The sequence below is a fragment of the Lysinibacillus sp. FW301-JW8 genome (assembly GCF_058788755.1).
Map to the genome: position 1 here is coordinate 1 of NZ_JBYTBB010000059.1, position 19,856 is coordinate 19,856.

Sequence of the window (19,856 nt, forward strand, 5' to 3'; positions counted from 1 at the left end):
CGCGAGTGAAGCGGCTCATCGGACGCCCCCAGGAAAGCACTCAGTCGGAACGGAGATCAACCCCTCGTTTTGAAAAAAGGCTATACTTTTTAATTTGTCACCTTGATGTCATTGACATAATAGTATTTCAACAACATGAAAAGACAGAGTATAGAGCACTCTGTCTTTTATTCGTGTATCGCTTTTTCCTGTTGGTGCTTTCTAAGAAAACGTAGCACATGAAGTTGCTCTAACTGTGCAAAAAGGTTTCCAATTAGAATAAAGCTACCACCGATCATTAATTTTAACGTCAATCCTTCCCCAATAAACATCATCGCGAACATTGCTGCAAAAATAGGTTCTAAGGAAAAAATTAGACCTGTATGTGTAGCAGACGTATACTGTTGTGCAACAGTTTGCCCTACAAAGCAAAATGCACTGCAAATGACACCAAGCCCTATAATAGCAATCCATGAGCTAGAGGAATTTGGAAGTGTTGGTGTTTCAAATAAGAAAGTTAAAACAAGTGCATATAATCCAGCAAAACCAAGTTGGTAAATGCCATAAGAAATAGATTCAACATTTCTTGTAAAAGAACTATTTAACAATAGATAAATTGAATAACATAGTGCAGCGATGGCCACTAGAATATCACCTTTTTGAAAGGTAAAGGAGCCATGTGCAGTTAAAACAGTAATGCCAATCATTGTACAAATAATAGCAAAACTTACAGCTCTTGAAGGCAATTTTTTCTCAATAAAACTACTAAAGATAGGTACTAAGACAACCGTTAAACTTAAAATAAAGCCAGCATTTGAGGCAGAAGTTGATTCAAGACCGAATAAGCTAAGAGCGAACACAATGAATAATAGTAACCCTTGAATAGCTGCATATTTAAATGTTTTTACATCGACTTTTATCATACGTTTATAAAAGATGATGCCTGCTACAACAAAAGCAATGATACAACGTAATGCCACTACATTATAAACAGCCAATGTCTCTAGCCCCATCACCATAAAGGTATAAGACAATCCCCAAAACATTGTCACTATCACCATTAATAAATTTGCTTTTCCTTGGATACTCATTATGTTCACCTGCAATCTGTGTACTAAAACAGTTTTTATACTAAAAATTACTATATATCTTGTATTGTGATTAGTAAAACGAATGTTTATAATGATTAGGATTAAAAAAATTCATGTATGAAGAGGTTTGCGATGAGTTTAGTTAAATATGAGATTTTAACAAAGGTTGCGGAGGTGGCGAGCTTTACAAAAGCTGCAGATGCATTAGGATTAACGCAATCCGCAGTGAGTCACGCTGTCTCTAGTTTAGAAAAAGAATTCGGTTTTGCGCTTATTCACAGAAGTCGAGCTGGTGTCACATTAACAAGTGAAGGAGATACTATGCTAAGGGCAATGAGGCATGTTCTAGATGCACAAGAGCTGCTACAGCAGGAAGCTGCACATATACTTGGTGTAACTCGTGGTAAAGTACGAATAGGTGTTATTTCAAGTATCTCCTCCAATTGGATGCCAGAAATTATTCGAATTATGGACAATCAATTTCCAGGGATCCAAGTTGAATTGCGTGAGGGAGACTATTATGAGATTGAACAATGGCTTCTTAGTGGAGAGGTCGAAGTAGGATTTTTAAATGGTCAAAAATCAGAGCAATTTCTATTTACAGAACTACAGCAGGATCCACTGTTATGTATCGTCTCTGATAAAAGTCCATTATTTAATAAGACAGAAATAGATATTATTGAACTAGAGGATATGCCCTTTATCATGACTTCCTATAAAGGAACAAATGATGTGAAAGTCATTTTGGAGCAATATCATGTAAAGCCGAATATTCGCTTTGAACTATCAGAAGAAGTAGGGATTATTTCGATGATTTCCCACCAACTCGGCATCAGTATTTTACCAAAGCTAGTGATAAATACATTACCGCCTACTTTAAAGGCAATTCCTTTAAAGCAAGGCGGGTACCGTACAATTGGTATCGCTATGAAGCACCAAGCATCTCCGGTTACTAAGAAATTTGCAGAAATTTTAAGTACTTGGCTTCAAGAGCAAAATAATCCAGCATGACTGGTAAGTAGGAGAACAAGAAAAACGGCATTGATGCATTTCCTAGCATTACGTTAGAATAGTATTTGTAGATATTTAAGAAAATGGGTGAGTGTATGGGGACATTACAAGGGAAAACCGTACTCATTACAAGTGGGGGAACACTTGAAAAATGGGATCAAGTACGAGGGCACACGAATTTATCAAGGGGAACAATGGGCTGTTATTTAGCAGAGGCAGCACTAGCTGCTGGCGCAAATGTTTTGTATATGCATGGCTATTTTGCACAAATTCCAGCAAATAAAGATAAAATGCGTACGATTAGATTTGAGGGCATTGAAGATTTAGGCGAGAAGATTCGTCAGGCTGTGCAAGAAGAACAGGTGGATATTGTAATTATGGCTGCAGCTGGTTCTGACTGGATTATTGACAAAGTGTATGATCAATCAGGTAATCTAATGAAGGAAGCGGGTAAAATGCCATCTGATGAGCCACCTATTATTCACTTTAAGAAAGCGCCAAAAATATTAGGACAAATAAAAGGTTGGCAGCCCAATGTGACATTAGTGGGCTTTAAGCTTGAGGCTACAGATGATGATGAGTTTTTATTATCACGGGCACGACTACGAATGCAAACAGCCAATGCTCAATTTATGGTAGCAAATAGCTCTCAATCATTATATAGTGGACAAGAACCGCATTGGATTGTTCCAGCAGAAGGTCAACCATTCAAGGTGATAGGTAAGGAAGAAGTGGCCAAGGCATTAATGGAATGCTTACAACAAAACTAATCGTTAAGCTGTGTAGATTTTCAAGACTCTACATAGCTTTTTCTTGTCTTAAATAGTTATATAATTTAATATTCACTTAACGACCGGTAAAAAATGGAGGGTATAATGGGAAATCGAGAACAAACATTTAATAAAATTCTAGAAGTTGCTTACGTTATGTTTGCGGAAAAGGGATTTGAAAAATCAAGCTTAGCAATGATTGCAGCAGAAGTAGGAATATCAAAACCAGCAATTTACTATTACTTTCAATCAAAAGATCAATTAATAGCTCATTTATTTGAGGAAATCTGTAAAGAAATTAAACTCGAAATGACCTTTGACTTTAAGGATATTTCAAAAAGTAACCTAAAGTCGAAGCTCTTAGAAATTGGGTATATTTCAATTGAAGAACAAAAGAAGGATCCATATTTTAATAAAATATTTAATCAATATATGCTATTAGCTTCTCGTGATGAAAGCTATATGAAAAGATTAGATGATTTACAAACTGGTTTTCTAGCAAGCTTTTATGAATTATTGCAATATGCTGTTCAAATTAAGGCAATCAATGATGTAAATATTGAAGCGAAGGCACATGTACTTGCGATGGTTTATGATAATATTGGAAATTTCATGCTTATTGGTAGCCCATTAAATTACAAAGACATTTGGAAGGAAGCTGTTGAAAGTGTTATTGGGGAGATCAATGATGTAAAGTAATCCTACTTGCATATGTATAAGCATTCCATCAAATTGTTTTCAATATAGATTAAGTCCTTATTATGATTGTAGGCTCCATCCATCTAACTAAACAATGTATAAGTCAGCGTCATATTCTTTGTTGGATGGAGAAATAAATGCAGCAGAGGACCAATAGAATATATATGGAGGAAGTAAAAGAAAAGACAAGAAATCCATGAATGAAAGTCCATACTTATACAGAAGATACACCCTTTTTCTTAATTTCAAAGTATTCTTCTAGGTTTTGTAATATTTATATTGACATTAGGTTTTCAGAATTATAGAATTATTTCCAAGAAACGTAATTCTTTTAACGAGAGATAAAAGGACTAGGCCCATGAAGCCTTGGCAGTCAACAGTGAAGGTGCTAAATCCAACAGAAGGAAATAAGGGGCTATCAATTAATTTGATGCGTCAGCCTCTTTTGTACAAAAGAATGAAATGAAGGGGTGTATCGTATGGCTCAGCAAGCAAAGGTAGATGACAAAAAAATAGAAGCAATTGCCAAAGCAATTCAAAATTTAGAATTTGGCGAAGTGCAAATTACAATTCAAGACGGTGTCATCGTTCAAATTAACAGACTTGAAAAGCAAAGATTTCCACAGAAAAGGTAAAAGAAAGCTTTATGGCAGGAAATTTCTTGACAGGGAGCGGAATTCAAACTAGAGCCTTTACTTGTGACAACACTTGTGTAACGTCTCAATCCAGTTGAATTTGATTATCTAGTAGCGGATTCTTATTGCTTATTATTCGGGGAGAAAAAGGATAGTAATAGTTGACCAGACGTCTGAAGGCCATATATAAGCAGGAGTAATTGCCTGTGCTTATATATGGCTTTTTATAGCTAATCAAAAAGGTGCGAAATAAGGGGTGTTTGATATTTTAACATTCTTTTATCACCGTCTCCTATGATTTTTATCTAAAGGTTGATTAAATTATTCATTTTAATATCCGCTTACTTTATGTGAGAGATTAAATGCTTTGATTATTTTTTAAACTAATGCTGTTCGAATAAATCCCTTACTTTAAATTAGTTATTATCAAATAATAGTATTTTGCTTCTTGTAATGAACTACTTAAATCAATAGATGCTTTAATGGCAACATATACAGCGAAACCTGCCAATATAGCTATTATCACACTTCCGCTTTTTAATATTTTTCTTTTTTTTCTATTAAGGATAAGTGTTGTTATCATAATAACTAAAAAGTATAAAACCGATAATACAAGTTTTAATAATACTGATTTACTATTATTTACAGCATGCATATAATTTACTAAACTATCCTCGCTGGCAGCACTTTCTTCGATAATAGTTAAATGTCCTTTATAGCCAACCTTCCAAGAAAATTTATGTTGTTCTTTTGTTACGGTGTACTCATAACCTAAAGCTTTTCCATTACCAATAATCCCTGAATATTCCTGTACATCAACCTCACCTCGAGAACAAGCTGATAAAATTAAGGTAAAGCCAAAAAGCATCATCAGAATACAATTTTTCATTTAAATTTCCTCCACGCTTTCAAGAAAGTTACTACAAAAATATCAACAAAATACCTTAAGATTCTAAAGTTTTATATAAAAAAATACTAGAGAGCTTATAATATAGCGAACATTAATGAAAAACAGGATGATGTCTACCAATCATCCTGTTTTTTTGCACAAACTCATTTTATTCATAAAAGCTTTTTGGGATTTGACCGATATGTCTTCGATGATAGAGTAGAGGCTCTATTTGAGTAGCATCAATTTCAAGGACTTGCCCAATAAATATTGTGTGATCGCCTGCATCAATTTGCTGAAATGTTTTACATTGTAATATGGCTGCTGTATCATGTAAAATCGGTAGACCGTGAATGGAAGTTGACCATTTCGCCTGTGAGAAACGATCTGGAATTTTACTTGAAAATAGTGTACATAAATGCTCCTGATTACTCGCTAGAATATTGACAGCAAATTTTTTGGTAGCTGTAAAATATGGATGTAGCTGCGATTTTTTATCAAGCGACCATAAAATAAGGAGTGGCTCAATGGAAACAGATGTAAAGGAGTTTACAGTTAGACCAATTGGTTCATTTTTGTCATTACAGGCAGTGACAACTGTAACACCTGTAGGATAATTCCCTAATGCTAGTTTAAAAGCAGCTATTTTATCTGACATTCTAATCACCTCTTGTTATTTTATCCTTATAAATGAATGAACTGTGAAAATTCCACTTCAAGATTTAAACGAAGCAAAAACATAAATGAGCAATCAACTGCCCGAAAGTGGAAATAAGGAGAACCCCCCTATAATGAACGTTTCATTTTAAGTGAATATACCATTAATTATTGGAAATGAAAAACCTTTTCAATGCGCATTAAAAAATAGCAATCATAAAATAGAGTAACTTCATAACTATCAGAATATTATTAATATTATTTTAAACCAACAAAACTAACAGGTAAAGTATATAATGAAAGAGAAAAAGGGGGGTTAGATATGACTTTGTATTTTGATCATTTGGTTCATCAAGTTCAATCACCGGAGAATTCAAAGGTTTTTTTAAACAAACGTAATATCCATACAGTGAACGGGGGCCAACACACAATGTGGGGGACATATAATACGTTAAGCTATTTTGGATTAAACTATATTGAGCAAATTGCCATCTATGATCGTGATTTATTTGAACATGCAGCAAAATTGCCTTATTCCTTACATTATACGTTTAAGCGTGACAAAGAGCGCTATGGTTTTTCACGAATTGCATTGCGAACTAAAAATATTGAGGAACAAGGGGCAAGGTTACGTGCAATGGGCTTAGAAGTTTATGGACCTGATGCCTGTAGCAGAACTCGTCCAGACGGCTCCGTTGTAGAATGGAAGTTATTACATTTTGGGAAATCGGGGCTACCAATTGATTTTCCATTTTTGATTGAGTGGGCTGACGGGGATGAAAAACGATATTCGCAGTTAGAGGAAAGTGGAGCGATTGATACGAATCATTCTATAACGATGGAGTCCGTTCAATTTTTTGTTAAAGATGTGCAAGCTACAGTTGAATTATGGCAGAAAGTACTAGAATTACCTGAGCCTCAACAACATGCTCAATTTATATCCTTACAATTGCCCAATATTCGTTTGGATTTTTATGAGAAAGAAGCGGCAAGTACTTTGACACTTGGTCACGTAAAAGAGGGACCATTTGGGGTGACATTAAAAGATTCTGACAGAACAAAGGAAACGCTTGTTTTTCCAGCTGCATTTTATTGGGTTAATCGTTGATTAAAATATAAAAAGGAGCTGTTCAGTATAATAGAACAGCTCCTTTACGCTTATAATTTCACTACATTTGACGCCTGTGGTCCTCGATTGCCTTCCACCACGTCAAATGAAACTTTTTGACCTTCTTCAAGTGTACGGAAGCCTTCCTCTTGGATCCCCGTAAAATGTACAAATACATCTTCTCCATCATCACATTCAATAAAGCCATAACCCTTTTCATTATTGAACCACTTTACGATTCCCTGTTGCATAAGCATTCGCCTCCAATGCGCTTGAATGTAAAAATCATCAATTAAGTCTGACATAATTGAGAAAATGTGAAAAAATGCATTTTCATTAAGAACATACATGAATTGAACAAAGTTGTCAATTGATTGTCGAATTGCTTGCATAACTAATTATGTTTTCTTTCACAATAAAGTCTATAATGAAGTTGAACAACATAGAAAGTAGGATGCCAAATGACAACGAAAAATCAACCATTAACAGATTTAGAAATCGCGAGTCAAGCGGTTATGAAGCCTATTACGGATATTGCGAAAACAGCAGGTATTCCAGAGGATGCCCTCGAGCAGTATGGACGCTACAAGGCAAAAATCGATCCATTAAAAATTACAGCACAGGGTGAGGATGCAAAGGTAGTTTTAGTAACAGCGATTAGTCCTACTCCAGCAGGTGAAGGAAAGTCAACTGTAACTGTTGGACTGGCGGATGCTCTTCATCAGTTAAATAAGAATGTAGTTGTGGCTTTGCGTGAGCCGTCCCTAGGTCCAGTAATGGGGGTAAAGGGTGGCGCAACAGGCGGTGGATACGCACAGGTTGTACCGATGGAGGATATTAATTTACATTTTACTGGTGACCTGCATGCGATTACAGCTGCCAACAATGCACTATCAGCCTTTATAGATAATCATATCCATCAAGGCAATACGTTAAACATTGATCCGCGTCGCATTATTTGGAAGCGTGTGATGGATTTAAATGATCGAACGCTGCGAAAAGTAGTTGTTGGTCTTGGTGGTCCTGTACAAGGGATGCCGCGTGAAGACGGCTTTGACATTACAGTTGCATCAGAAATAATGGCTGTCTTTTGTTTAGCGACAAGCATAGAAGATTTACGTGAGCGTTTAGCAAGCATCGTAATTGGCTACACATTTGAGCGTGAGCCTGTATTTGTGCGTGATCTACAAGTAGAGGGTGCCTTAACACTATTATTAAAAGATGCCTTTAAACCAAATTTAGTACAAACGCTTGAGGGCACACCTGCGATTATACATGGTGGACCGTTTGCCAATATTGCACACGGCTGCAACTCAATTATGGCGACACAAACTGCTCGTAAGCTAGCGGATATCGTGATTACAGAAGCTGGTTTTGGCTCTGATTTAGGTGCTGAAAAATTCATGAACATTAAAGCTCGTAAAGCCGGCTTTAAACCAAGTGCCGTTGTTATTGTAGCAACGATTAGAGCTTTAAAAATGCATGGTGGTGTTGCGAAAACAGCGCTTGTAGGAGAAAACGTTGCTGCCCTATTACAAGGAATCGAAAATTTAGCTAAACATGTCGAGACAATTCGTACATTTGGCGTTGAGCCGATTATCGCATTAAATCGATTTATAACAGACACAGAAGCGGAGTTAGAGGCAGTGTTAAACTGGTGCAAAGTGAATCATGTGCGCATTGCACGTACAAATGTCTGGGAAGAAGGCGGTAAAGGCGGGCTTGCCTTAGCTGAACAAGTACTTTCTGTCTTAGATGAAGAAAACAATTTCTCACCTCTATACGATGTAACAGAGTCCATTGAAGAAAAAGTTCGTACCATCGTACAAAAGGTATATGGCGGGAAAGATGTGCAATTTACTGACCAAGCGAAAAAACAAATTGCCCAGATTGAAAAATTTGGATGGGATGTGCTACCGATTTGTATGGCAAAAACGCAATACTCTTTATCCGATCAACCAAATTTACTCGGTCGTCCAGAGGGCTTCACGGTAACAATTCGTGAGGTTATTCCTAAGCTAGGCGCAGGCTTTTTAGTTTGCTTAACTGGTGACATTATGACAATGCCAGGCTTACCAAAAGCACCAGCTGCATTGCGTATGGATGTGGATAATGAGGGCCATGCAATAGGATTGTTCTAAATAATAAAAATGTTAAAGTTGCTCCTTTTACTAATAGGAGCAGCTTTTTTCATTTCTTTATAAAAATGAATACCTTGTATTATAAAGTATTATATAATATATTGAATTGGGGTGAGTAAAAAATGGAAGTGAATAAAGAGGTTTTAAAAGGTCATATTGACACAATAATTCTATCACTGCTACTTAGTAAGGATATGTATGGCTATGAACTTGCTAAAATGGTACGAGAAAAAAGTGATAAACAATTTGAATTAAAAGAAGGTACACTTTATTTGTCTTTAAAGCGATTAGAAAAAAATAAATGGATTGAATCTTACTGGGGCGATGAACAAGGACCAGGTGGGAGAAGGAAATATTATAAACTCACATCACTTGGTATAGTAGGTTTTGAAGAAAAGTGTTTAGAATGGGATTTCGTTAAAACGATTATTGATACATTTTTGGAAGGGGGTAAAAAACATGAATAAAATCGAAGTGTTTGTAGATTCGGTATATGACAATTTTGAGGGTAATAAAAAAGAAATAATCGAATTAAAGGCAGAAATGAAAAGTCATTTATTAGAGGCTGTACATGAGCTAAGGGGAGAAGGAAAATCAGAAGAAGCTGCTATCGAAATTGCAATTGAGAGATTTGGTGGAGAACAGGAGATACGAACTGTTTTAGGGCAATTGTTTAGGGCACAAAAAACCTTTGCAAAGTGGGTGCTTTATCTTGCAATAACAATTCTTGTTCTTAGTTCAACTGTATTCGGATCTATGTGGGCTATAGGTGAGCAAAAATCACATGAAAATGCAGTTATTGCCTCACAAATATTCGATATTTTAGAAAATAAAAAAGTCATCACAGAAGATATAAGCAAAGAAATTGAAAACTTAGTACAAAGTACAAATCAAATTATAAAAGTTCAAATTTATAATATACAAGATGTTAAGCATGACGCAGAAAATTATACATCTATATTTGAATATGTAGATAATGCAGTGCCAAATTACGAACTTGAAAAAGCGGCATGGGCACCTGAATGGATTTTTGATATGTATCCATTTGGCAATGGAAATTCAGAATGGTATATCAGTATGGAAATAAGGCATATGGATATTCTGATGATTGTAGTATTCTTAATAGGTGTTGCAGTTTATGCAGTTTTATTTACAATTTGGGCAACGATTAATGCGTACCATCAAAAAAGATTAACTATTGGGTGGATACTGATATTTGCTTTATTAAATGTTGTTGGCTACTGGATCTACAAATTTAGTAGGGAAAAGGTTACTTGATATTTATTAAAAAACAGGAAGAATTGTAGCAATTTTGGTTTTTGTCTTTAGTATTGATTTATTAACTAAAATGCCCTAAAAATTGTTTGGTTGTACATCATAGCATATAAAGATACAAAAAAGCTGCTCCATTTAAGTTAGAAAGGGCAGCTTTTACTATTCTCAAAAGTTCAAAGGTAAATAGGTACCATATCGAATAAGTAAGAAACTAGTTAGCCATAAAAAAATGGCTATTCGAATGAGCATATACATTGTAAATTCAAAGACAGAAAGCTTTCTTTCTCGCTTTATTTTTTTAAAAAGTCTTACAGAAAACAGGGAACATAGAAGAAGTACGGCAATAGATAATTCATAAACGTTCTCTAACAAGCTTATATTTTCTAAAAGGCTTTTCATATATAATCATCCTCTCCTAAAAAGGATATGAGCAGTTTAAACTTATTATGAAGTTAAGGACTTTGGTGTATAACCAGGGTCTTTTTTCTTTTATTACCTATTAGGGAAAGTTTATGTAATGTAATATTTGGTGGTTTTTATAAATAACCACCTAACAATGGTAAGAAAAAGTGGATTTTTACCATGAATTTAATTGTCAAATGAATTTTTATTTAAAAAATACATTGAATTTTCTTTTTCTTTTAAATATAATTTACTTAATTCTTAATTGGAACACTGTTCCGATAATAGGAACATGGAGGGATGAAGACTTGAAAATCGCAACAGATATTGGCGGTACTTTTACTGACCTAGTTTACACAGATGAGAAGGGAAATCTTCATTTTGACAAGGGGCATACGACTCCAGGTCATTTTGAGGACGGTATTTTAAATGTATTAGGGCGACACGTTACGGAAGATTCATTGATTGAATCATTTATTCATGGTTCAACGGTCATTATTAATACATTAACGGAAAGAAAAGGGGGAGTAGTTGGGTTAATTACAACGAAAGGCTTCCGTGATGTATTAGAGATTGCTCGTGGTAATCGTCCAGACTTATATAATTTTAAATATAAAAAACCAGAACCTTTTGTAGAGCGTTACTTACGACAAGAAATTGATGAGCGTATCGATTTTAAAGGAAATATTATGAAAGCGCTTAATACCAAGGAAGTTGGAGTAATTGTTAGAAAATTCAAGGAATTAGGTGTGGAGGCTATTGCTATTTCATTGATTCATGGATATAAAAACCCAATTCATGAATTACAGCTAAAAGAAGAAATTGAAAAGCTTTGGCCAGGGGTGTATATCACACTTTCAAGCGAAACGATTAAAGAATATCGAGAATACGAAAGAACAAATACTACTGTTTTAAATTCATATGTAAAGCCAATTGCACATGCTTATTTAAAAAACCTAAAAGAAAAATTAAGCTCGATTGGTATAACAGATCATTTGAAAATAATGCAATCAAATGGAGGAACGACAAGCTTTGATAAAGCGATGGAATTGCCAATTAATCTAGTTGAATCTGGTCCTGTAGCGGGTATGTTTGGTGCAGCAAAACTAGGAGAGCTTTTAAATGAATCAAATATTATTGCATTTGATGTTGGCGGAACGACAGCAAAATGTTCACTCATTACTGAAGGAAAAGTAAATGTTACAACAGATTACTATATTGAAAGAAATGAAAAATTTGCAGGCTATCCGATTAAAACACCTGTTGTAGATATTGTTGAAATCGGTAATGGTGGTGGTTCCATCGCACGCATCGATCAATTCGGCTCCTTAAAAGTTGGTCCAGATTCTGCTGGTGCAAATCCAGGACCTGTTGCTTATGGCTTAGGCAATACGCAGCCAACAATTACAGATGCAAATGTCTATTTAGGAAGATTATCATTAGAAAACTTCGATAATCCAGTGTCTATTGACAAAGTGGAGGAGGCACTTACTGAAGCAATCGCGAAACCGTTTAATGTGACAGCAGAAGAAGCAGCACAAGGAATTTTAGATATTGCCAACTCTAATATGCTAAATGCTCTTAAGCTAATTTCTATTCGTAAAGGCTATGACCCTGAGGATTTTACAATGGTTGCCTTTGGTGGCGGTGGTCCACTACATGCGATTAATTTAGCAGAAGAACTGGGCATGAAGAAAGTTATTATTCCATATGGCTCATCGGTCTTTTCAGCATTAGGGATGATGATGACGGAATACCGACAAGATTATATTCAAACAAGCTTAATGAATTTTGATGATCATCATTTAACTGCTATTCAAAAAAATATTGATGAGGCTATTGAAAATGCTTATGCGGATGCACCTTTATCGAAGGAACATTATTATTTCGAGATTAATTATGATTTGCGCTATAAAGGTCAAGAGCATGCAGTTAAATTGAATGCATCAAATATTTCGCTTCATGAAGAAGAGCTAGCTCAATTAGCAGAAGCTTTCCATATCAAGCATAAACAGGAGTTCTCTTTTGACTTACCAGAGACTTCAATAGAGCTAGTAAATTTACATCTCACTATTTATGGGAAAGATGAAGCGGTCCAGTTTAAGGAGTTAGATTTCTCACATATTGATGCTTCTACATGTATAAAAGCAACACGAAAGTTATACGTCAAAGAAACAGGCTGGGTAGAGGTAAATGTCTACGATCAACAAAAGTTAGTACCTGGCTATGTTATTGCTGGTCCTGCTATTGTGGAAAGTCCTACATCTACAGTTGTGATAAATAAAAAGCAATCTATTGAAATAGATAAATACGGCAATCTGATTGTAGAGATGGAGGGGAAATAACACATGAAAAAAGATGTTTTTGCTATAGAAATTATTCAGGATTCATTGCTGGCCATTGGAGATGAGATGTTTGTTGCATTAGCTCGCTCATCTATGAGCCCTGTTATTTATGAGGTTTTAGATTATGCATGTGGTTTAACGGATGCCAAGGGAAATTTGATTAGCCAAGGAAATGGTGTGACAAGTTTTATTGGGATGCTGAGTCCAATGGTTCAACGTGTCATAGAAAAATATGATAATGGGAAAAAACTAAACGAAGGGGATGTCATCATTATAAATGACCCTTATGTTGGAGGAGGCTCGCATTTATCAGATGTAGGATTGGTTTTACCGATTTTCTACAATGGAGAAATTATTGCTTATTCTGCAAATAAAGCACACTGGACCGAAGTAGGTGGGATGGACCCTGGTTCATTTACAAGTAACTCGAATGAAATTTATCAGGAAGGTCTTCAGCTACCAGGTGTAAAGCTTTATCAAAAGGGCGAGCTCAACGAAGGCATTTATGAAATCATATCTACAAATGTTCGTCTACCAGAGTTATCTATTGGAGATATGTTTGCACAAGTAGCAGCCTTAAAAACAGGTGAAAAACGGATTGCAGAGCTTTGTCGGAAATTTGGTGCTGAATCGGTGAAGTTGTCCATTCAAAAATTATTGGACAAGGGTGAAAAAATTGTAGAGCTTGAGCTTCAACATCTACCAAAAGGTGAATTTTATGCAGAGGACTTTATTGAAGGCGATCCATTAAAAGGTGGACCTTATCCAATTAAAGTGAAAGTAACGATTAGCGATGAAGAATTTATTTGTGACTTTAGAGGCTCACATCCTGCTGTTAATGTGCCAGTAAACTGCTCACAATTTGGTTTAATGGCTAGTGTTCGTGTAATGTTCTTAGCATTACTTGGAGATATTGATGTGATTAATGAAGGTGTCTTTAAACGCTTAACGATTCTTACAGATGATAATTCAATTGTATCAGCCAAGCGTCCACATCCTGTTTCGATGAACTTTGAGGCACGTATTGGAGCAGCAGACTTAATTTGGAAGGCACTTGCACCTTATTTACCAGAAAGATTATCAGCAGGGCATTTACAGTCGGTTTGTACATTTATCTTAACAGGCAAAAATCCTGAAAATAATGAGTCCTTCCTAATTGTTGAGCCTTCAGTAGGTGGCTGGGGAGCGTCAAATGATGAGGATGGCCAAAGTGGGCAATATTGTATGGGAGATGGAGAAACGTATAATCTTCCTGTTGAAATTGCAGAGACAAAATACGGTATTCAGATTGATGAATATAGCTTAAATTGCGATGGTGCTGGTGCAGGGCAATATAGAGGTGGCTTAGGTGTACGCCGAGTTTATACCGTTAATCATGATGGTCAAAAGGTTTCTGTCAACTTAGGTAGACATCAATTTGCACCATTTGGCTTAAATGATGGGGAGGAAGGCTCGCATAACTATCTGATTATTCATAAAAAAGATGGTACAAAGGTGGGACCAGTAGGAGTACTCGCCAATTATGAATTACAGAAAGGAGATTGTATTGAGCTTGTCACAGCAACAGGGGGTGGCTATGGCAATCCACAAGAGAGAAGTAAGAAAGCAATTGAAAAAGATCTAATAAATGGATATATTTCTTTAGAGGTAGCTGAAAAACGTTACGGTTACCAAAACGCATAAAAGGAGAAATATACAAATGACTGTCAAGACATTAAAAAACTCATTGGATATACTAGAATGCTTTGCAACTACAGAAAGCGCATTAGGTGTACGTGAAATTTCACGCATGACAAAACTGCATACAAGTGTTGTGCAAAGAACAATCAATACATTTACAGAAGCTGGGTATTTATTACAGGATGATGCTACAAAAAAATATAAATTAGGTTATAAAATGTTTATATTTCATGACACGCTCTCCAATACAAGTGACCCTCATTTTACAATTTATGAATTGATGCAAAGTCTTGCAAGTGAAATCAATGAATCAGTATTTCTAACTTATATGGATAATGAGTATGGTGTCACAACAAAAATTGCTGAAAGTAGTAAGAATATAAAATATGCGGTGTCCTTAGGTACAAAAACACCGCTTTATATCGGTGCTTCCTGTAAAGTTATGTTTGCCTATTTAGACAAAGAAAGGCAGCTAGAATTGTTAGCCTATTTTCATGAAAAGCAGTCTGAAGAGGAACATAAAAAGCTTCTTGATAATTTACAAGAGGAGCTACAAACCATACGACAAAATAAGTGGTGTGTTACTGTCGGGGAGTACAATGAACATGCTTTTGGTATAAGTGTACCATTATTCAATTATAAGAAAGAAATCATGGCATCTCTTACGATTTCTGGATTAGTATATGACATTGACGATCAAAGGGAGAAATACATGCTTGAACAGTTAGTGAAAATTGCTCATCAAATTCAATCTCACATATCTAAACTATAACAACAATAGGGGAGCTGACACTATGAATAATAAAGTATTACATCCACGGGCTTTGGAGCCTGTAACTTTACTAATGATTGTCTTAACATCTGTGGTAGGGGCAATTATTGGGATACAACTGATTACGACTTTAGGGATTTCTGCTAATACATCCATCATTGGGGCTATATTCGCGATGATTTTAGGAAGAATTCCAATTGGCAAGCTAATTGCATTCAAATCTGTGCATAGACAAAATATTATACAGACAGCAATATCATCGGCTACTTTTAGTGCAGCGAGTAGTTTAATGTTGCCAATTGGTATTCCATATGTTTTAGGCTATGAAAATTTAGTTTTGCCATTGTTTATTGGTGTTATTTTAGCGATGTTTGTGGATGCTTTATTATTATATAAATTTTTTGATACAAAGATATTCCCAGCAACAGGTACCTGGCCACCGGGGATTGCAACAGCTGAGGCTATTAAAGCTGGCGATAAAGGCGGTAAAAATGCAAAGGTTTTAATTGGCGGTGTGTTAATCGGTATCGTGGGGTCTGTTCTTAAAATTCCAATGTCAGCTTTTGGGGTAGCGTTTATCGGAAATATTTGGGCGCTTACAATGTTTGGAATTGGTCTATTACTGAGAGGTTATTCTGTTCAATTATTTAATGTTGATTTGAATGAATATTATATTCCGCATGGCATTATGATTGGAGCGGGCATTGTAGCCCTTTTCCAGGTTGCTTTTACTTTGCTAAGTAAAAGAGCAACTAAAGAGTCAGAAGAATTAATCTATTCAAAAGACCAAAAAGAAATTCGACAAGGTTTTGGTGTAGGTTTTATTGCTTATTTAGCGATTGCATTATTAATTGCTTTAATAGGTGGTATGATTTCACACATGTCTTTTGGAATGCTAATCGGCTTTATCATTTTCGCAACAATTGCAGCATTTGTTCACGAACTTATTGTTGGGATTGCTGCAATGCATGCAGGCTGGTTCCCAGCATTTGCAGTAGCGTTTATCACACTAATTGTCGGAATACTAATTGGTTTCCCGGCACCCGCTCTTGCTTTGTTAGCTGGCTATAGTGCAGCAACAGGGGTAGCATTTGCAGATATGGGCTATGACTTGAAAACAGGTTTTATTTTACGTGGAAATGGCAGTGATCCTGTATTAGAAAAAGAAGGGCGTAAACAGCAAATGATTGCAGGTATGCTAGCATTTTCAATTTCTGCTGTTGTTGTTTTACTTTCATATCAATCTTATTTTGCACAGGATTTAGTAGCACCTGTCAACCATGTATATGCAGCTACTATCCAATCTGGAGTGACTGGAGACGTAGCGAAACAGCTATTGATCTGGGCGATTCCTGGGGCATTGATTCAATTAATTGGCGGTTCAAAGAGACAAATGGGTATTCTGTTTGCGACTGGTTTATTACTAATCAATCCTATAGCTGGTTGGGCAGTGTTAGCTGGTATTTTACTTCGTGTTATTTTCACTTATATGACAAAAGGTAAGAGAGAATCTGAAATGACAGTCTTTGCAGCAGGTGTTATTGCTGGAGACGCTTTATATAGCTTCTTCTCTTCCATTCTTAAGATAGGAAAATAGAAAGGGGTAAGAGCAGATGATAAAGGTGTTAACGTATGAGGATGGTTTAGCCGCTGTTTATGGAGGTGCAATCCTAGGAGGTGGCGGTGGCGGCCTCCTTGGGGAAGGTTTAAAGTTAGTGGAGGAAATTTTCGCTGCCGGAAACCCTCAACTTATCGATATAACAGCATTAAACCATGAAGATTTAGTAGCCTGCGTAGCAATGGTTGGAGCACCTTCAGCGGAAGAACAATATGTATCCAATGAACAGCTATGCTGGAGTTATCAACATATGAATGCGTATATGGATCATCGATTAAAAGGAATTATTACGAATGAAAATGGTACCATAACGACAATCAATGGCTGGTTACAATCGGTATTACTGAACGTACCAGTCGTTGATGCCCCTTGTAATGGACGGGCTCACCCGACTGGCATTATGGGTTCCCTAAACCTACATGAGCAACAAGATTATCAATCCATTCAATTTTATGCAGGTGGAAAAAATGATTACGCTATTCAAGGCTTAGCTGAAGGAAATTTACAAAACACAGCAAAAACAGTTCGTCATGCTTCTATTCTAGCTGGAGGATTGGTAGCGGTGACACGTAATCCAGTAACAATAGGCTATTTGAAGGAACATGGTGCACCAAATGCAATATCTGCCGCTATTGAGCTCGGATATAGCTTCCTAAGTGGGCGAACAATGAATGAAAAATTAGATAATATTATTCATCTGTTAAATGGCGAGCATATCGTATCTGGTGTAGTAAAAGATTTTTCTCTGATAAAGGATAATGGTTTTGATGTCGGTAGCTTAACTGTTGAGGATGTTGAATTAACTTTCTGGAATGAATATATGACATTATCAAAGGCAGGGATTGTCCAATCGAGATTTCCAGATTTAATAATGACATTTGATATTGAAGGGATGGTACCTGTACCAAGTGCTAGCATTAAAGAAGGCATGCATATAGCTGTTATTCAAGTTGATCAAAGTCATTTAAATTTAAGCTCAACGATGAAAAATGCCGAGCTGCTACAGGAGATTGACGCGGTTATTGGTAAGGTTTTATAAAAATGAAGAAAATAACATGTTAAAATAGCAAGAAAGCAACCTAATTAATAAAAGCTGCCATCATCTACATGTAAGTGTGATGGGCAGCTTTTATTGTCCCTTCAGCGGGGAGGTATAACAGTACATAAAAATCGTTCCTACTTCCTTCATAGCATAATACTTTTTCTATGGCTTAAATGATACTCGAAAAAATTTGCCTAAATAAATTATCTTTTATTGTTCACACAACTCTAATGAGCCAGCTATTCCCATAATGTCAGCAAATAATTGTCCACCTTTTTCATTAAAGAGAGGAGCTACGTTCATACTTATTCCATTATGGAATAAAAGAAGGCAACATCAATTAATGACAAAAGTAATGTACACTTGCAACATATGATGAAAGCTTTCTGGTCGTGAAAACAAGTCTATCGGATTGCTCATCTATTTCAACTTGTACAAACACTATGCGGGTTAAAACAAAGAATTTCTAAGGGAAAGTGTTCACTTTTATTTGTTTTCTTAGATGATTGGCTTATGTTATACATACATCATCTTGTAACACATTATTCAATTGTAAGCCCGCTGAAGTTAGTTAAATAATCTGTGAAGAACATAGTTACCGTACATTGAAATAGTGAGATACAGAACAAAGTTGTTCTGTGTATTTATCATATAATATTCTGAAAAATTAGTCAATTGAAATCATTTGATTATCTTTATATTTATTGATGCAGGATATCACTTATCAGTATAATAGCAAAGAAGGGACTGAATGAAGAACATGAATGATTTAATGGATAAAGTACGAGGCATTTATGAGCAGTTTGATGCCAGCCATGATTTTCAGCATATTGAACGCGTTTACCAAAATGCAGTGAACATTTTACAGAGTGAGCCAGCAGCAGACACGGAAGTCGTAAAAATTGCAGTGCTGCTGCATGATGTAAGTGACAAAAAGTATACCAATAGTAAAGAGCAAGAAAATCAGCTAATTGCAGAGTTAGCATTAAATGAAGATAAAAAGCAGCATATTCGAGATTGTATTGCTCAAGTATCATTTAATGGAGGCAATGAGCTTGAAGCAACATCTATTGAGGCAAAAATAGTACGAGATGCAGATCGCTTAGATGCCATTGGAGCCATTGGAATTGCACGAACATTTGCTTATGGGGGTGCCAAGGGACGAAAACTGTATGATGCTGCAGAGCAAGCACGAACAAATATGACGGAGGAGGAATATCGTACTAAAAATACATCCTCAGTCACACATTTCTACGAGAAGCTTTTATTCTTAAAGGATTTAATGACAACCGAAAAGGGCAAGCAAATAGCTAATGAACGCCATCAATTTATGGAAAGCTTTTTACAGCAGTTGCAAAAGGAAATTGGTCAATAATTTGAACCTGCAATTAATTTCCTAATCTAATAAGAGTAGAAAACACAAGACTTTCTGTTGCCTGAAAACAATCTGGATGTTACAGGAAATGGAACGTCCATGTCGTCTGATTTCTGATTCTAATTCATCTTGAAATATAAGTTTTACAAGTACAGATATTGATTAATTATGCACACAGATTAGAGTGGTGCATGCTGGATAAAGGCATAGGTGTCGCATTAAATTGCGCCCTATGCCTTATTTTTTTACATAGAAATTTTGTACTATAACCACTTGTGCTTTACTCTAATTGCTGCTCATAAACAAGGTCATTAATGCCATTTTTAAGCTCAAATGGGATGTATTTATATGTGGAAAAGTTATGGAT

At 35.8% G+C, this 19,856-nt stretch carries 19 protein-coding genes; 14 read left to right on the forward strand and 5 right to left on the reverse strand.

Annotated elements, in window-relative coordinates; translation table 11 throughout:
• Window positions 1-167: 167 nt before the first annotated feature.
• Complete coding sequence (locus AC3WOM_RS20240; protein ID WP_492448102.1) at window positions 168-1,070, reverse strand: DMT family transporter; 903 nt, start codon at window positions 1,068-1,070, stop codon at window positions 168-170.
• 117 nt (window positions 1,071-1,187) lie between these two features.
• Between AC3WOM_RS20240 and AC3WOM_RS20245 the strand changes: the two genes are divergently transcribed.
• The 4 genes from AC3WOM_RS20245 to AC3WOM_RS20260 all read left to right on the forward strand — a co-directional run bounded on the left by AC3WOM_RS20245 (window position 1,188) and on the right by AC3WOM_RS20260 (window position 4,185).
• Entirely contained in the window at window positions 1,188-2,081 is an 894-nt protein-coding gene (locus tag AC3WOM_RS20245; RefSeq protein ID WP_492448104.1) for a LysR family transcriptional regulator, read from the forward strand.
• A gap of 95 nt (window positions 2,082-2,176) precedes the next feature.
• Window positions 2,177-2,851, forward strand: a complete 675-nt coding sequence (locus AC3WOM_RS20250) for a phosphopantothenoylcysteine decarboxylase domain-containing protein (protein ID WP_492448105.1) — start codon at window positions 2,177-2,179, stop codon at window positions 2,849-2,851.
• A 105-nt stretch (window positions 2,852-2,956) separates the two neighbouring features.
• Window positions 2,957-3,550, forward strand: coding sequence for a TetR/AcrR family transcriptional regulator (locus tag AC3WOM_RS20255; protein WP_492448106.1), 594 nt, complete (start codon window positions 2,957-2,959; stop codon window positions 3,548-3,550).
• A 479-nt stretch (window positions 3,551-4,029) separates the two neighbouring features.
• A complete protein-coding gene (locus tag AC3WOM_RS20260; protein WP_427545070.1) occupies window positions 4,030-4,185 on the forward strand; it encodes a YezD family protein in 156 nt (51 codons plus the stop codon).
• A 406-nt stretch (window positions 4,186-4,591) separates the two neighbouring features.
• On the opposite strand, the gene AC3WOM_RS20265 is transcribed toward AC3WOM_RS20260, so the two are convergent.
• Both AC3WOM_RS20265 and AC3WOM_RS20270 read right to left on the reverse strand, forming a co-directional pair.
• Window positions 4,592-5,074: a hypothetical protein gene (locus AC3WOM_RS20265; RefSeq protein WP_492448107.1), complete on the reverse strand. Its 483-nt coding sequence runs from the start codon at window positions 5,072-5,074 to the stop codon at window positions 4,592-4,594.
• Window positions 5,075-5,243: 169 nt separating this feature from the next.
• Window positions 5,244-5,732, reverse strand: coding sequence for a flavin reductase family protein (locus AC3WOM_RS20270; RefSeq protein ID WP_492448108.1), 489 nt, complete (start codon window positions 5,730-5,732; stop codon window positions 5,244-5,246).
• Window positions 5,733-6,053: 321 nt separating this feature from the next.
• Here AC3WOM_RS20270 and AC3WOM_RS20275 point away from each other — a divergent pair, with 321 nt between their 5' ends.
• Window positions 6,054-6,839 (forward strand): VOC family protein, encoded by a 786-nt coding sequence (locus AC3WOM_RS20275; RefSeq protein ID WP_427545076.1) that lies wholly within the window; start codon window positions 6,054-6,056, stop codon window positions 6,837-6,839.
• A gap of 50 nt (window positions 6,840-6,889) precedes the next feature.
• Here AC3WOM_RS20275 and AC3WOM_RS20280 read toward each other — a convergent pair whose 3' ends face one another.
• A complete protein-coding gene (locus AC3WOM_RS20280) occupies window positions 6,890-7,090 on the reverse strand; it encodes a cold-shock protein (protein ID WP_004269397.1) in 201 nt (66 codons plus the stop codon).
• 210 nt (window positions 7,091-7,300) lie between these two features.
• On the opposite strand from AC3WOM_RS20280, the gene AC3WOM_RS20285 reads away from it, so the two are divergent.
• The 3 genes from AC3WOM_RS20285 to AC3WOM_RS20295 all read left to right on the forward strand — a co-directional run bounded on the left by AC3WOM_RS20285 (window position 7,301) and on the right by AC3WOM_RS20295 (window position 10,258).
• Entirely contained in the window at window positions 7,301-8,980 is a 1,680-nt protein-coding gene (locus tag AC3WOM_RS20285) for a formate--tetrahydrofolate ligase (RefSeq protein WP_492448109.1), read from the forward strand.
• 122 nt (window positions 8,981-9,102) lie between these two features.
• Window positions 9,103-9,447 (forward strand): PadR family transcriptional regulator, encoded by a 345-nt coding sequence (locus AC3WOM_RS20290; protein WP_492448110.1) that lies wholly within the window; start codon window positions 9,103-9,105, stop codon window positions 9,445-9,447.
• Window positions 9,440-10,258: a permease prefix domain 1-containing protein gene (locus tag AC3WOM_RS20295; protein ID WP_492448111.1), complete on the forward strand. Its 819-nt coding sequence runs from the start codon at window positions 9,440-9,442 to the stop codon at window positions 10,256-10,258. Before AC3WOM_RS20290 ends, AC3WOM_RS20295 begins: the two co-directional genes overlap by 8 nt.
• A gap of 162 nt (window positions 10,259-10,420) precedes the next feature.
• Here AC3WOM_RS20295 and AC3WOM_RS20300 read toward each other — a convergent pair whose 3' ends face one another.
• Window positions 10,421-10,654 (reverse strand): hypothetical protein, encoded by a 234-nt coding sequence (locus AC3WOM_RS20300; RefSeq protein WP_492448112.1) that lies wholly within the window; start codon window positions 10,652-10,654, stop codon window positions 10,421-10,423.
• Between the two features lie 311 nt (window positions 10,655-10,965).
• Between AC3WOM_RS20300 and AC3WOM_RS20305 the strand changes: the two genes are divergently transcribed.
• From AC3WOM_RS20305 to AC3WOM_RS20330, 6 genes are all read left to right on the forward strand, one after another.
• Window positions 10,966-13,002 carry a hydantoinase/oxoprolinase family protein gene (locus AC3WOM_RS20305; protein WP_492448113.1) on the forward strand — a complete coding sequence of 679 codons (2,037 nt, stop codon included), beginning with the start codon at window positions 10,966-10,968 and terminating at the stop codon, window positions 13,000-13,002.
• A 3-nt stretch (window positions 13,003-13,005) separates the two neighbouring features.
• Window positions 13,006-14,685 (forward strand): hydantoinase B/oxoprolinase family protein, encoded by a 1,680-nt coding sequence (locus AC3WOM_RS20310; protein WP_492448114.1) that lies wholly within the window; start codon window positions 13,006-13,008, stop codon window positions 14,683-14,685.
• A 16-nt stretch (window positions 14,686-14,701) separates the two neighbouring features.
• Window positions 14,702-15,454: an IclR family transcriptional regulator gene (locus AC3WOM_RS20315; protein WP_492448115.1), complete on the forward strand. Its 753-nt coding sequence runs from the start codon at window positions 14,702-14,704 to the stop codon at window positions 15,452-15,454.
• A 22-nt stretch (window positions 15,455-15,476) separates the two neighbouring features.
• On the forward strand, window positions 15,477-17,051 hold the full coding sequence (locus tag AC3WOM_RS20320; RefSeq protein WP_427545088.1) for an OPT/YSL family transporter: 1,575 nt from the start codon (window positions 15,477-15,479) through the stop codon (window positions 17,049-17,051).
• Between the two features lie 16 nt (window positions 17,052-17,067).
• Window positions 17,068-18,111 carry an S-methyl thiohydantoin desulfurase domain-containing protein gene (locus tag AC3WOM_RS20325; RefSeq protein ID WP_492448117.1) on the forward strand — a complete coding sequence of 348 codons (1,044 nt, stop codon included), beginning with the start codon at window positions 17,068-17,070 and terminating at the stop codon, window positions 18,109-18,111.
• Between the two features lie 763 nt (window positions 18,112-18,874).
• Window positions 18,875-19,489: an HD domain-containing protein gene (locus AC3WOM_RS20330; protein ID WP_492448127.1), complete on the forward strand. Its 615-nt coding sequence runs from the start codon at window positions 18,875-18,877 to the stop codon at window positions 19,487-19,489.
• The last annotated feature ends 367 nt before the right edge of the window (window positions 19,490-19,856 follow it).